Origin of the sequence: Buttiauxella sp. 3AFRM03 (assembly GCF_003675305.1) — a bacterium.
In the GTDB taxonomy this organism is placed as follows: domain Bacteria; phylum Pseudomonadota; class Gammaproteobacteria; order Enterobacterales; family Enterobacteriaceae; genus Buttiauxella; species Buttiauxella ferragutiae.
This window is the reverse complement of sequence record NZ_CP033076.1, coordinates 2,277,459-2,292,007: the sequence shown is the minus strand read 5'-3', so window position 1 is coordinate 2,292,007 and position 14,549 is coordinate 2,277,459. Positions and strand designations below refer to the sequence as shown.

At 50.3% G+C, this 14,549-nt stretch carries 8 protein-coding genes; 6 read left to right on the top strand and 2 right to left on the bottom strand.

The genetic code is table 11. The features are described 5' to 3' along the window. Positions 1 to 120: 120 nt before the first annotated feature. From D8682_RS12100 to D8682_RS12080, 5 genes are all read left to right on the top strand, one after another. On the top strand, positions 121 to 2,709 hold the full coding sequence (locus D8682_RS12100; RefSeq protein WP_121814345.1) for a glycoside hydrolase family 38 C-terminal domain-containing protein: 2,589 nt from the start codon (positions 121 to 123) through the stop codon (positions 2,707 to 2,709). Positions 2,710 to 2,721: 12 nt separating this feature from the next. Next, positions 2,722 to 5,202 (top strand): phosphoenolpyruvate--protein phosphotransferase, encoded by a 2,481-nt coding sequence (ptsP, locus tag D8682_RS12095; protein ID WP_121814344.1) that lies wholly within the window; start codon positions 2,722 to 2,724, stop codon positions 5,200 to 5,202. Between the two features lie 396 nt (positions 5,203 to 5,598). Next, the gene (locus D8682_RS12090) at positions 5,599 to 7,224 is read left to right on the top strand and encodes a PTS transporter subunit EIIC (protein WP_121814343.1); all 1,626 of its coding nucleotides are present in this window, start codon (positions 5,599 to 5,601) and stop codon (positions 7,222 to 7,224) included. Between the two features lie 12 nt (positions 7,225 to 7,236). Further along, positions 7,237 to 8,472, top strand: coding sequence for a CehA/McbA family metallohydrolase (locus tag D8682_RS12085; RefSeq protein WP_121814342.1), 1,236 nt, complete (start codon positions 7,237 to 7,239; stop codon positions 8,470 to 8,472). Positions 8,473 to 8,484: 12 nt separating this feature from the next. Then, a complete protein-coding gene (locus D8682_RS12080; RefSeq protein WP_121814341.1) occupies positions 8,485 to 11,085 on the top strand; it encodes a glycoside hydrolase family 38 C-terminal domain-containing protein in 2,601 nt (866 codons plus the stop codon). A 2-nt stretch (positions 11,086 to 11,087) separates the two neighbouring features. Here the strand turns inward: D8682_RS12080 and D8682_RS12075 are convergent, their stop codons facing one another. Beyond that, positions 11,088 to 12,311 carry a multifunctional CCA addition/repair protein gene (locus D8682_RS12075; RefSeq protein ID WP_121814340.1) on the bottom strand — a complete coding sequence of 408 codons (1,224 nt, stop codon included), beginning with the start codon at positions 12,309 to 12,311 and terminating at the stop codon, positions 11,088 to 11,090. Positions 12,312 to 12,378: 67 nt separating this feature from the next. After that, on the bottom strand, positions 12,379 to 12,999 hold the full coding sequence (locus tag D8682_RS12070; RefSeq protein WP_064540122.1) for a TIGR04211 family SH3 domain-containing protein: 621 nt from the start codon (positions 12,997 to 12,999) through the stop codon (positions 12,379 to 12,381). 243 nt (positions 13,000 to 13,242) lie between these two features. Between D8682_RS12070 and D8682_RS12065 the strand changes: the two genes are divergently transcribed. Beyond that, complete coding sequence (locus D8682_RS12065) at positions 13,243 to 14,541, top strand: inorganic triphosphatase (RefSeq protein WP_121814339.1); 1,299 nt, start codon at positions 13,243 to 13,245, stop codon at positions 14,539 to 14,541. Positions 14,542 to 14,549 lie beyond the last annotated feature (8 nt).

The following is a 14,549-nucleotide window of genomic DNA, read 5'->3' as shown; positions in this document are numbered from 1 at the left end:
TTGCTGATAGCGCAGTAATAAATATCAATGAGACTCATCAGTCTCAGGGTTTCCTGTATTTAAAATAAAGTCATGGCAGCTGGGTTAAATATGCAGTCATTGTCATGATGAGGTTGAAGTATGAAAATTGTTCATCTGGTACAACATACCCATTGGGATCGCGAGTGGTATTTCACTGAGAACGATTCAAAAGCGGTACTTTATTATTTTATGGACGATCTTTTTCAGCGTCTGGAAGAAGATAAAACCTTAGGGCCATTTGTTCTCGATGGGCAAACGGTGGTTATAGAAGATTACTTGAGTGTTGCGCCTCATCAGGAAACCCGGTTACGACAGTTAATAGAGCAGGGGCGTATTGTGATTGGCCCGTGGTATACACAGAGCGATTTTCTGGTGGTTGGTGCGGAATCAATAACCCGAAACTTATTGCTCGGCCACGCCGACTGCCAGTGTTTCGGTGGCACAATGCCAATCGGTTATGTGCCTGATTCTTTTGGGCAAAGTGCACAACTGCCGATGTTTTTGCAGCAATTTGCGATCGACTACGCCGTTATCTGGCGCGGCTGGAGCGAACACAATGTCGCGCATAGCGAATTTATCTGGCAGGCCGCCGATGGCAGCAAAGTCACCACCGCCGTGTTGCCGTGGGGCTATGGTTGCGCCAAATGGCTGCCTGACAATCCCCAAACGGCCCAAAAAACGCTGGAACCGATACTGGAAAAACAGACGCGTTTCTCCCTCACCGACCACGTTTTGCTGCCCAACGGTAACGACCAGTCGCCGTTTGAATATCGTGTTCCGGCAATGCTCGAGCAGCTTAACCCACTGCAGGATGACTACCACTTTGTGCGCAGTAGTTTCAGCCAGTTTTTCCAGGCGCTGGAAAGCACCAACGTGACTCTGCCGGTTTATCAGGGCGAGCTTCTCAGCCCGAAATATATGCGTATTCATCGCGGTATTTTCTCGACCCGCATCGACATCAAGCAACTTAACGCCCGCCTGGAACGGACACTGAGCCAGCATCTGGAGCCGTTGCTGGCAGTCAACTGGCGGCTGGGCCTGCCGTATCCGCAACATGCCGTCGATAATATCTGGCGTGAAGCGATGAAATCCCACGCCCACGACAGCATCGGTGGCTGCAATTCAGATCGGGTTAACGCGATGGTCAAAAATCGCCTTGAATCGGGTCTGGAAATGGCGAACCAGTTGATTGACCTGAATATGAAGATGCTGGCTGAAGGGATTACAGCGCAGCAAGATGGCAAGAAAATCATCATCTTCAATGCGCACCCGCAAATGAGTGCCGGGCTGCTCGAGCTGACAATATTCACACCGGAACAAGATTTCCGCGTGGTCGACAGCGAAGGCAAAGAGTGTCGCTGGCAGATTGTCGAAGAAGGCCGCCAGGATATGTCGATTATCGTTCAGGAGTTATCAAACAGCACCGAAACCACCTGGTATCGCAAATGTTGTTTGTTGCTGGAGGTCGCCAATATTCCTGCCTGTGGCTATCAAACGTTGTATCTGCAAGAGGGTATTAACGCAGGCTTTGAGCAGCAGGCTAAATCGATAAACAAACTGGAAAACGCCTGGCTGCGGCTGGAAGTGGACGAGCTAGGCATTTTGACGTTAACCGACAAGCACAGTCAGCAGAGCTATCACAATATTCTGCAACTGGTTGATGGCGGCGATGCAGGCGATAACTACAACTATTCGCCGCCGTTTGATGACTGGCTAATCAACAGTAATGGCTTCCTGACGTCAATCAGCGGCACACAAGGGGCGCTGCAAAGTGCGCTGACGCTAAGCTGGAAAATAGCGGTGCCGCAGGATCTGGCGGCTCGCCGTGAACAGCGTGCGGATGCCGCACTCGATATCACCATGACTATCACGCTTGCCGACAGCAACGCCTGGCTGGATGTGGCAATTAGCGTCAATAACACGGTGCGCGACCACCGATTGCAAGTGCTACTGCCGACTGCGGCTCAAAGTCATATTCATTTTGCCGATCAGCCGTTTGGCTTGATTGAACGCCAAAACTTGCCGTCGGAAATGGCGGTCTGGCAGGACGAGCAATGGACCGAAGCGCCGGTGGCGCTCTACCCGATGCAAAGCCAGGTGATGATGTATGACGCGCAGCGGGGATTGTGCGCTGTGACCGAAGGGTTGCGTGAATATCAAATTCCGCAAAACAGACAAGATGTTATCGCGGTGACTTTGCTGCGCAGCGTCGGTTGGCTCGGGCAGGCCAATATGCCTTACCGTCCAGGGCGGGCGTCCGGTATGGTTTTGCCTTCGCCTGATTCGCAAATACAGGGCATGCACCACTTCAAACTCAGTGTACTGGCGATGAATCACGGTGCGGATAACGCATTCTGGCGCAACGTTGAACGCGCGCGCGGCAACCTTCATGCGTGGCTGGCTACTGGCTGGTCGCGTTTTCGCACTAATCCTCATGGCCGCACTTTCCCGCCTCATTTCAGCGTCTTAAGTTGGGATACCGAACTGCATTTCAGCGTGCTGAAAAAAGCTCAGCATCGCGATGCGCTGGTGGTGCGTGGCTGGAACCCCTCAGCTCAACCGCTGCAGCGTGGCGTGCCTGAAACCCACGGTGAAATCATGCCAGCAACGCTTGCGGAAACCGCACTGGAAGCTCAGCCAGAAACGGTGCCAACGTGCGCGCCGGCGACTTTTGTCATCACATTTTAGGGCGGGAAACACATGTTAACCCTCAACTTTATTTGTACTTTGCCTAACGGCATCCATGCTCGCCCGGCAAGCGAAATAGAACAGCGCACACAACCTTTTTCGGCGTCGATTACGCTTATCAACCTCAGCAAAAAGACCCAGGCCGATGCGAAAAGCGTACTGGGCATGATTGGTGCCGATATTACTAACGGCGACTCGTGCCAGTTTCTGATTGAAGGTGGCGATCAACAGGCAGCCTTTGAGGTGTTGCAGGCTTTTATGCGTGATGAGTTTGCCGATTGCGATGAGCCGCTGGCTTTCTCACTGGAAACCCACTCACAGCCGTTGCCGGTATTTATAGAACATGCGGGCGCGGACTATGTGCGTGGTAATGGAGTGAGTAAGGGAATCGGGCGCGGTGTGCCAGTGCATATTGATTGCGTCGATCTCCATGAATTGTCGCGCCATGAACCTGCCGCTGACCTCGTACATCAGCATCAGCAACTGTGTGATGCCTGGGTTTTAACGAAGAATATGTTAGCCGAGTCGGATAGCGGTGCTGCGCAGGTGTTAGCCGCACAGCTTAAATTGCTGAGCGATCCAGCATTTAAATCCTGCTTGCTGTCACATACCTCGGCGCGCAATGCGTTGCAGGCCATCGCATTGACGGTGCAAACACTGAGCGAGTCTTTGCTGAAAAGCAGCAGCCAATATTTGCGTGAAAGGGTGATCGACATTCGCGATCTTTGCCAGAGCATTGCCGCAAATGTGCTGGGGCGGCCACTTGAAATTCAACTGACGCTCACCGAAGACAGCATCGTGATATGTAGCGGCGTACTGACGCCAGGGCAGTTCCTGCGGCTGCGCAACCCACATCTGCAAGGCATAGTGATGGGCGATGGCGGTGAAACGTCCCACACCGTGATTCTGGCGCGGTCATTTGGTGTGCCGTTGTTGTGCGGAGTGACGCAATCTGAGGCACTCGTGCGTAGCGCCAGCATGATGATTCTCGACAGCCGCCATGGTGTGCTGGTGGCCAATCCCAATGCCGCAATGGAAAGCTGGTATCGGCTGGAAACCGAAAAGCAGCAGGCGATTACGGCACGCAGTGCATCGCTGTGCGGGCAACAAGTTACGACGGTGGATGGCACATCGGTGAGCGTGCTGGCGAATATTGCCCTGGCTGTTGAAGCGCAGGAGGTGTTTAGCAAAGGCGCGGATGGCGTCGGCCTGTTCCGCACCGAAATGCTCTTCTGTGAACGCAGTCTGCCACCTCATGAAGAAGAACAATATCAGGCGTATAGCGAAGTGTTGCGTGCGGCGAAAGGCAAAAAAATCACCATTCGTACACTGGATATCGGCGGCGATAAACCTTGTGATTTTCTCGATTTACCCAAAGAAGAGAACCCATTCCTCGGCTATCGCGCAGTGCGCATGTATCCACAATTTCATGAAATATTCACCACACAAGCGCGAGCTTTACTCAGATCGAGCGCGGTTGGCCCGCTAAATATTATGGTACCGATGGTGGCCACGCTCCAGGAAATTCAGTGGTTACACACCCAGTTCCAGCACGTCACGCACACCTTGCAGCAAGAAGATATCTCCGTCGGTGAATGGCATCTCGGTATTATGGTTGAGGTGCCATCTACGCTTTATTTACTGGAAAAAGCCGCGAAATACCTCGATTTTGTCTCTATTGGTAGCAATGACCTTACACAGTACTTCCTGGCGTGCGATCGCGGTAATCCACAGGTGCGTCACCTTTACGATTATCGCAACCCGACGTTTTTGGCACTTATGCGTGATATTACGCAACGTGCGCAGGCCGCCGGGCTGGCGATTAGCTTGTGTGGCGAAATGGCCGCAGATAAGCAAATGTTGCCGCTGCTGATTGGAATGGGATTAACGCAGTTAAGCATGGCGGTGGGAGCTATCACGCCGTGTAAGGAAGCGCTAACTTCGCTGGATATTGCGCAATGCCAACAACTCCTTGAAACAGCGATTGCCAGTGAGAGCGGCGAACAAGTGCTGGAACTTGTTGAGCAATTCATGCGAGCACAGTCGCAAAAAACGGTGCTGGCGGCGGAGTTGGTGTTGCTGGATAAAAGTGTGTCCAGCAAAGAAGAAGCCATCAAATTACTGACTGATAACCTTGAAGTGCAGCAGCGTGTCGTTTCCGGAGCACTAGTGGAAAGGGCTATCTGGGATCGCGAAGCCGTGTTTTCTACCGCACTCGGATTTTCAGTGGCGATTCCACATTGCAAATCAGCGCATGTATTGCACAGCAGTATTTCGCTTTTGCGGTTAAATGCGCCATTGAATTGGGGCGAAGATGTTGATGTGAATCTGGTCATTATGCTGACAGTGAGCGAACAGGAACAAGATAATCACATGAAGATTTTCTCGCGCCTGGCTCGCAAATTGATGCACAGCGAATTCCGCGAACCGCTTCACACGTTGTCGAATGCTGCCGCGATCACCGAACTTTTAGCTATTGAACTGGCACTTTAACGGACTATAGCGAAATGAGCCTGTCCCATTAGACTATTTGTTTTATGAATGTATTTTGAAGTGTAATAAGATTATTTATCTCTGTTTTTTGTAGAGTAGATAACATAAGGAAATAATAAATCTTGCTAGGGTGGTTACTGTAATTATCCTGGCTTTATTAATTGAGTGGTTTTATTTTCTGGATGTAACAGGAAGTAATGGATATTGTTTGTTTCTAAATCTAAATGAGAGCAAAGATAACTTCACTATGACAGGGTTAATTAATCTGTGACTCCTGTCTTTTTTCTTTTTAACACAATGCATTATTTATATCCGTCATGATTCAACTGATTGGGTGCAGTCAGTACAGGTGCCGCAGCGAATCTGTCTGATATATATGAATAAGAGGGATCTTCAATGAAGCAGCAGATGCAAATGGTCGGGCAGGCTATGTTAGTCCCTATTTCTATTATCACGATTGGTTCTATGTTAATGGGTTTTGGTAGCGCTTTTACAAATAAAGAGGTGATAGCAGCGCTACATCTGTCCTCCTTTATTTATGAGGGGTCTTTGCCATTTATTGGTTTCACAATTATGAAAGCGATGGGCGATGTGGTTTTCACTAATTTACCACTTTTTTTTGCCTGTGGTGTCTCTTTTGGTTTGGCCAAAAAAGAGAAAGGCTGGGCCGCGTTTTCCGGTGTGGTTGGGTTTATGGCGATGCACTATGTCATAAGCACCATCCTCGGTTTAAACGGTTTATCCCCACAGACGACCAGTGCGAGTTATTTTCAACAAGTAGGTTTTGAGCAGGTGAGTGCAGTCCAAAAGGCTTCGATATATACCAACGAGCTTGGCATGTTTACCTATCGAATGAGTATTTTTGGTGGCCTGCTTATCGGGTTAGTCACCTCTTATTTGCATAACCGTCTTTATAACGTGAAGCTGCCCATCGTGCTGTCTTTTTTTGCCGGAACACGCACCGTGCCTATTGTGGCGCTGTTAACCGGTTCAATGTTGGGCATTGTTTTTTACTTTATCTGGCCTCCGATAGGCGGTGTGCTTGCCCAGTTCAGCAAATTGATCTGGAATTCCGGGTTGTTCGGGACATTCCTTTGGGCGGTGGTCGATAAATCGTTACTGCCAATTGGTTTACATCATCTGGTCACCACGCCGATTCGCTTAACTGAATTGGGCGGGTCAATGGAGATCTGCGACAAGTTGGTTAGCGGGACCACGAATATTTATATGGCTCAACTCGCTTGCGAGGAAACAACTGAACTATTAGTGAGAGGTTTTCAGTCTGGTCGTTCCGTGATTCATTTTGGTGCTTTACCCGGCGCAGGTTTAGCTATCTATCAGTGTGCTAAATATAAACATAAAAAAGCGGTGGCGGGTTTACTGATTCCGGTATTAACAGCCATGGTTCTTTTTGGCGTGACGGAACCGATTGAATACACCTTTTTATTTGTCGCGCCGTGGTTGTTTTACCTGGTGCATGTGCCATTAACTGGACTTGCCTTTGTGCTGACTGAGATGGCAGGTGTTTCCATTTATGGTGGAAGTATTAAAGATATTTTACCGGTGCTGCTACAGCCTTCAAAACTTAATTGTTGGGGCTATCTCTGGCTGATACCCCTGTTCTTTTGTATTTATTACGTGCTATTCAGGTTTCTCATTTTGAAATTTAATGTCATGACACCAGGTCGTGAGCCTGACGATGAAGAAAATACAGCAGAAGAAATAAAATTGTATACCAAGGCCGACTATAAAAATAAGCAACAAAGTACGCCGGGCGACATGCTAGCCCATCAAATCATTGAAGCCTTTGGCGGTGCGGAAAATATTGTTGCTTTTGATAACTGTATTTCTCGCTTACGGGTCGAAGTCAAAGATCCCGAAAAAGTGGCCGCTGATAATTACTGGAAGAAAAAATTACAGGCAAAAGGTGTCGTCCGCGTGGGTGATAAGGGCTACCAGATTATTTATGGCGCTGAGGTGGTAATGATTGCTGGCGATTGTAAAGAATTATTGGATTGTTAAGGGAAAAATATCATGACGATTCAGAAACCCACCGACACAGAATATATCGAACTCTTGCCGTTACATCTGACCGTATATCCAAAAGATCAGCAGCAGATCCAGCAAATTTCCTTTTGTGTGCCGGAAGGAATCGAACGACTGGAAGTTCGCTATCACTATAGCCTCGGGAACACAGTTGATCTGGGAATGATGGCGAATGGAACGGTGCATGGCTGGAGTGGGGGGGCAAGAGATGCAGTGCGACTTAGCGAATGCTATGCAACACCGGGTTATCAGCGAAGTGCCATTGCGCCAGGAAACTGGCACATCCTGCTTGGCCTGCATCACGTAACCAATACCTGCGATATTCATGTTGATATCACTTTTCACAAGAAACACTGGCGCTGGTTTAAAGGCGATACACACATTCATTCCCTGCACAGCGACGGGAAATTGAGTGTCGGGGAACTGGTTGAGCGGGCGCAGGCGCATGGCTATCACTACCTGTTTTTTACCGATCACAATACGTGCTCTCAAAACCGAGAAATTAGCGCCATCAACAGTGAGCTTTGCCTGATACCGGGAATGGAACTGACGACCACTCGCGGGCATGTCAACCTGGTAGGTTGCGATCGCCCGGTTCAGAATTTCATCCCCTGCGACAGTGAATCCGCTGTCTTTGCGCGCATCCGCGAAGCGCGTCAAAACGGTGCGCGCATTGGTATCAATCATCCTTTTTGCCAGCATTGCCCGTGGCTGAGTGAAATCAAAGAGTTTGACTGGCTGGAAATTTGGAACGGTGAATGGGATAGCTGTACGCAAAATGAACAGGCCTTTCAGTTCTGGTATCAACAGCTTTGTGACGGGAAATTTTGTGTTGCGGTAGCCGGAAGTGATTTCCACCGTGAAAAAGGTCTGGCGCTTGCACATACCTGGGTGTGGGCCGAATGTTGCGAACGTGAAGCCATTCTCAGTGCATTACAGGCTGGCCGAGCATGGTTTCAGTGCGATGACACGGTGCTCGAAGAGTTTAGTGTCAGCAGGGCAGGGATTGGCGAGTCCACTTCCGGGCGGCAACTGGTGGTGAAACTTAAGACCGAGCCTGCGAACGAAATTCTGCTCTATAGCGGCAGGGGTATCACAACGCTGGAAAGCGACAATGGATATCTCTGCTGGTCCGGGGATTGTGCAGCGGAAGGCTTTGTTTTCCTGCGTATTAATCGCGATGGTCATGCTCGTTTAATTACCAACCCTGTCTGGCTTAGATAAAAGGAATATCCAATGAAAAAGAAGGATCGTCGCGTTATTCATGCTGTGTCGCATACCCACTGGGATCGCGAATGGTATTTCACTACCATCGATACCCAGGTGCTGGCAGTAAAAGCATTTACCGAACTGGTGGAGGCGTTAGAGGGGAACGAGCACTTTGACTACCATCTTGATGCACAAAGCTCCTTGCTGGTTGATTATTTGCAGATCAAACCGGAGATGACCGCACGGGTCAGGAAACTGGTGGCAGACAAGCGTTTGCTGGTCGGGCCGTGGTACACCCAGCCGGATTTGTTTGCTATTAGCACCGAGTCAATGTTCCGAAACTTGCGGATTGGTATCTACCATGCAAAGCAAGCTGGCTACTGCATGGATGTCCTTTATTTGCCTGACACTTTTGGCGCACATGCTCAAATTCCTCAGCTCGCTAGCGCATTTGGTCTGAATAATATTTTGATCCGCAGAGGTTATGACCGCGATTTGATGGGGCCGCCAGAGTTGATGTGGCAGGCCGCCAATGGCGAGCAAGTTAAAACGGTCGTGATGCCTTACGGTTACATGCTGGGGCATCCTGAACGTGGGGCGCGATACCGCAATTTTGATATTAACCATTTTCATGTTGAAACCTTCCCGCTGCTGGAACGCATGAAACAGCTAAGCGATAGCGAACATCTGCTTTGCCCGATCGGTGGCGATCAGGTGAGCTGCGACAAGGATTTTGAAAAGCTGGTGGCGCAGGTGGGTTGCCACTCGGAGGATGACTGGCGGGTCAGTAACTACGAGGCTTTTATGGCCGCCATTGAGCCTGATTCACTGTCGATATACCAGGGCGAGTTTCGCAGCCCGCGTATGGCTCGGGTACACAAAAGTATCGGTTCTTCGCGTTATGACATTAAAAAGGCGAATTATGAGGCTGAGGCCTGTTTAATCACCCTTGTCGAACCGATGATTGCCCTGGCGCGGGCGAATGGTTTTCGCGTGCCGGAAGAGATGCTCGAAAAAGCGTGGCGGTTGCTTCTGGAATCTCACGCCCATGATAGTGCGGGTGGGTGTAATAGTGACGAAACCAATCGTGATGTTGTGCATCGTTGCCGCCAGGCGCAGCAGATTGGTGAAGCACTTTATAATTTGTGCGCGCGCTTGCTGTTGCAAAATCATGATCGCCAGAATACCTACCGTTTTTTACTCACCAATGGTACCAGTAGCCCGCGCATTTACAGCCGCGACCAGGTGTTAATCTCGGCCAGCGCCGCATTTTCCATTCTCGACAACGAAGGTGCCAGCGTACCGTTTGTCTTGCTGGATCAGCAGAAGATCAATCGCCCACGTCATGTGCTGTTAACGCCAAATGGTGAAGTCGAAACCTTGAGCGACGAGTTTTATTATCTTAATCACATTGATATTCCTGATGTTACCGTCCCGCCAATGGGTATGGCTCAGTTCAGGCTGGAGAGCGCCACGGCAGATTCAATGATCACTATGCGGCCGCTAACTCAGAGCGCTATTGAAAACAGTCGCTACAAACTCACCTGGCGGGACGGAAATCTTGACCTGCTTGATAAATTCAGCGGCGACACCATTGAGCGGTTAATACGGCTGGCGGATATCGCGAACGATGGCGATTTATATGATTTCTCTCCGCTTGCTGGAGATGAAGAAAGGCTGTTTGACCAGTTTGAATGGCTCGGTGCCAGTCAGTGCGAACGCAAGCAGGAGCTGCGGTTATCTGCCACATTGCAACTGCCCGAAGCGATCAATTCGCAGCGAACAGAGAGAGTTTCGCAGCAGCGGCCAGTCGCCATTGAGCTGGTTGTGACACTGGAAGACGACGTAATACGCTTTGCGCTGGCGGTTGATAATCAGGTGCGCGAGCATCGTATGCAGGTACTGATTAACACCGGTAAGGCGATCACTTCCGTGAAAGCCGACATGCCGTTCGGCTGGATTGAGCGGCATAACCAGAACATCACCTCAGCTTCAGGCTATACAGAAATGCCAGTGGATACGGAGCCTTTTATGCACTGGCTCAGCGCCCACGAGGATTACCACGTGTATGCCCGTGGTCTGAAAGAGTACGAATATAGCGGGTCAGATCTGCGATTGACGTTGTTCAGAGGGACGGGTTTTGTGGGGAAAGACGATCTGCTATATCGGCCTGGGCGCGCTTCCGGGCATGTGCTTGCGGCACCGGAGGCGAATTTGACCGGTTGGCTACATTTCGAATTTGCGCTTAGCCTTGGGAAAAGAAGTGCCGCAGCGGTGGTTATCAGCCAGCAAAAGTACAGTTTCAATGCTTTGCTCTGGCAGTGGCAGGAGGAAGAGAAGCACCTTCACCGGCTGGATAATTTCGATATGGAAATAACCCAAAAGCCGGTCACCGTCTGGAGCCTGATTGATGAGATTCCTCAAGGGCTGGTGTGGAGCGGAACAGACGTGTTGTATGGTAAAACCCTGCTACGGTTCTGTAATCCCGCTGCGCAACCGATAGACATTCCGCAAAGCTGGAAGTCATTGTTGTGTAACGCACTGGGAGAACCGATTAAAAAGCACAGGCTCACGGCTTTTGATCATCTGACGCTACGCCTGGTGAACACCGAGGCTCAAAGCTGCTAGCGCTAGAGTGTCATTTTCCATGCCTGAATAGCGGCAATACGGCGACGCGTTAACTCATCGCGGATCGCCGGGCCGCTAAAACCAGCATCAATGACCTCTTTGTTGGTGACGCTTTGTGCTGCAACCCAGGCCGCACGCAGCAATCTGCCCTGAGGATAGTCATTGGCTTCAAAACCTGTGCGCCCGCGGGCATCCGCTTCGCTGGTTAAAGCGACTTGCTCAATGCGCTGCGGTTTGCGCCAGGCATCAATGGCATCGAATAACTTGATGATGGTTTTTGGCTGTAAAATAGCGAAGGTGTGAATCAGGTCGTGGTATTCAGCGACCAGTTTGGCAAGGTCGCGAATTTCATTAGGCACACGCATTCGCTGGCACATTCGTTCGACGAGTTTTACCCCCGCTGGGCCATGCCCGTGATGACGCGGCCAGAACTCTTTTGGCGTCAGCCCTTTCCCCAGATCGTGGCATAAGGTGGCAAAGCGTACATCGACTTCAGGGCTGAGTTGCGCGGCAATCGCCAGCGTCATCAAAACGTGAATGCCGGTGTCGATTTCCGGGTGCCATTTTTCTGGCGCAGGGACACCAAACAGCGCATCAATTTCTGGAAACAGAATTTTCAGTGCGCCGCATTTGCGCAGTACATCGAAATACACTTGTGGATTGCGGGTGGTGAGCGCATTTTCTGTTTCTTTCCAGACGCGTTCCGGTGTCAGATGCTCAAGCTCGCCATTGGCGGCCATCGACGACATCAATGCCATGGTTTCAGGAGCAATCTGGAAATTTAGGTGAGCGTAACGTGCAGCAAAACGCGCGACGCGTAAAACACGTAGCGGGTCTTCATTAAAAGCGGGAGAGACATGGCGCAGCAGGCGTTTTTCGATATCGGCACGCCCGTTATATGGGTCGATAAACTCGCCGTGTTCGTCCTGTGCAATGGCGTTGATGGTGAGATCACGGCGCAGTAAATCTTGCTCAAGCGTGACATCAGGCGCGGCGTAGCAGGTAAAACCTGTGTAACCCTGGCCTGATTTTCGCTCGGTGCGCGCTAATGCGTACTCTTCACGCGATTGGGGGTGCAGAAACACCGGGAAATCTTTGCCCACCTGCTGATAACCCGCATCGAGCATTTCTTGTGGAGTTGCCCCCACAACCACCCAATCTTTATCTTTGACCGGTAATCTCAACAACCCATCGCGTACTGCACCACCGACCAGATAAATCTTCACGCTTCAATGCCCCTGCATCTGTTAACCAATTACGATAATACCTAAGTGTAGGATACAGGGATGGCGATCAGTTCATCCAGCGATCTTTCTTCTTCCGGCTTGGAATCATGTGTGGCAGTAACAGGCCAAGCAGTAAGCCGAAACCTGCAACACCGCCGCCGTACATAAACCATTGCATGATGATGGCGCGTTGCTTGTCATCCAATTGAACATTCGCGGCTTCAACTTTTTTCTTCGCGACGATCAATTGGTTTTTAAGTTCTTGATTTTCATCTTTTAGACCGCTGATAACGCTGTCGCTCTGCGCGACTTTCTGCTGCATATCAGCAGTACGCTGATTCCAGGTAGTGTCGATATTAGTCAACTTGTCCGTCAGCGTTTTAACTTGGTTTTCCAGGTCTGGCACTCGAATACGCAGGCTTGGCGTGGTGCTCAGTTGCGCCAGAGGAATCCAGGACGTACGGCCATTGCTATCGCGTACCTGACCGTATTTGCTTTCTTCATTGCTCTGCAACAGAGTCACTTCTTCCCCGGCATTGACGGTGCCAAGTAAGCGATAATTGTCCCCAGGGCCACTACGTACCCAGGTATTTAGTTCGTCCGATACGTAACGTTTTTCTTCGGCATGAGCCACAACGGAAACGCTAAGAGAAAGCAAAGTAAGGCAAATTAGGCGGAATTTGTGCATGATTTCGTCGTTATTGTCATAAATAGTGGAACGATAGTAGTGGCATCAGTCTGACGGTGCAATCCGTAAACCTGAATGAGAATCATCCTGGTGTTAATTTGACCACTTACTCGCGATTAGTGGCCCGTCGAAATACGCGCCACTCATGGTAATTTGGTGAAAAATATTATCTACTGACCACCAGTTAAAGATTAAGTTCGCCGGGTGTAAACCCGATGTGACCCAAATAAAAGTAAAAAGACGATGACCCAAGAAATCGAGCTCAAATTTATTGTTAATCCAGCTGAACTGGATTCCATTCGTAACACTTTAAATTCGCTGGAAAGCCAGCACAGCGAACCTCGCCAGTTGCTCAATATCTACTATGAAACTGCCGATAACCAACTGCGCCGTCATGATATGGGGCTGCGTATCCGTGGCGATAACGGCCACTATGAAATGACGATGAAAATCGCGGGACGTGTCATTGGCGGGCTGCATCAACGCCCGGAATACAACGTTGAGCTGACATCACCGGAACTGGCACTTGCGCTGTTCCCGGCAGAAGTCTGGCCGGAAGGTATTTCCCCTGACGAAATTCAGTCACAGCTTAATCCTTTATTCAGCACTGATTTTGCCCGTGAAAAATGGGTCGTTACGCACGGTAACAGCCGTATCGAACTGGCGCTGGATTTAGGTGAAGTGAAAGCCGGCGAACAGGTTGAACCTTTATGTGAGCTGGAGCTTGAGCTGCTGGAAGGCGAAACGGCGGATGTGCTGGCTTTTGCTAAACAACTGGTTGCACAACCGGGTATACGGCAGGGTAGCTTGAGCAAAGCCGCACGTGGATACCATCTGGCACAGGGAAATGTGGACTGCGAAATTAAGCCGTTAACCGTATTGCGAGTGCCACCGAAAGCAACAGTAGAGCAAGGTCTGGAAGGATCTCTGGAGCTGGCGCTTTCCCACTGGCAATACCACGAAGAACTGTGGTTGCGTGGCAACGGCAAAGCGAAAGCTCAGGTGCTGGAGGCGGTTGGCCTTGTGCGACACGCACTGGCGCTGTTCGGCGGCATCGTTCCACGCAAAGCAAGTACAGAACTGCGTGAATTACTGGCAACCTACGAAGCGATGCTTCCACAAGAACTGAAAGCAACTGAACTGGCATTCAGCGAACAAAGCAGCCAGGCCAAACTGGCGCTAACTGAATGGCTGGTTGGGCGTCAGTGGCAGAAATTTAGCGACGATAAAGCCAATGTCAAACTGGCCGGTTCGTTTAAGCGCTTTGCGGATACCCATCTTTCGCGTCATGCCGCAGAACTGAAAGAAACTTTCCAGCGTCCATTGGGCGATAGCTATGCTGATCAGTTGCCGCGTCTGGCACGTGAAACTGGCTCCATTCGCCTGCTGGCAGGCGTTTATGACGATGCGAAAACGCAACCGTGGCTGGATAACTGGCAAGGGTTGCGTCATGCCATTGTGACTCGCCAACAAGTCGAAATTGAACATTACCGTAATGAAGCGATCTCGCAGGCTCCTTTCTGGTTGCATAGCGGGAAGTAACTTTACCC

Excerpts from the sequence above, each read along its gene's own strand:
- D8682_RS12100 (WP_121814345.1), top strand. The coding sequence starts at position 121 with ATGAAAATTGTTCATCTGGTACAACATACCCATTGGGATCGCGAGTGG.
- ptsP (WP_121814344.1), top strand. The coding sequence starts at position 2,722 with ATGTTAACCCTCAACTTTATTTGTACTTTGCCTAACGGCATCCATGCT.
- D8682_RS12090 (WP_121814343.1), top strand. The coding sequence starts at position 5,599 with ATGAAGCAGCAGATGCAAATGGTCGGGCAGGCTATGTTAGTCCCTATT.
- D8682_RS12085 (WP_121814342.1), top strand. The coding sequence starts at position 7,237 with ATGACGATTCAGAAACCCACCGACACAGAATATATCGAACTCTTGCCG.
- D8682_RS12080 (WP_121814341.1), top strand. The coding sequence starts at position 8,485 with ATGAAAAAGAAGGATCGTCGCGTTATTCATGCTGTGTCGCATACCCAC.
- D8682_RS12070 (WP_064540122.1), bottom strand. The coding sequence starts at position 12,999 with ATGCACAAATTCCGCCTAATTTGCCTTACTTTGCTTTCTCTTAGCGTT.
- D8682_RS12065 (WP_121814339.1), top strand. The coding sequence starts at position 13,243 with ATGACCCAAGAAATCGAGCTCAAATTTATTGTTAATCCAGCTGAACTG.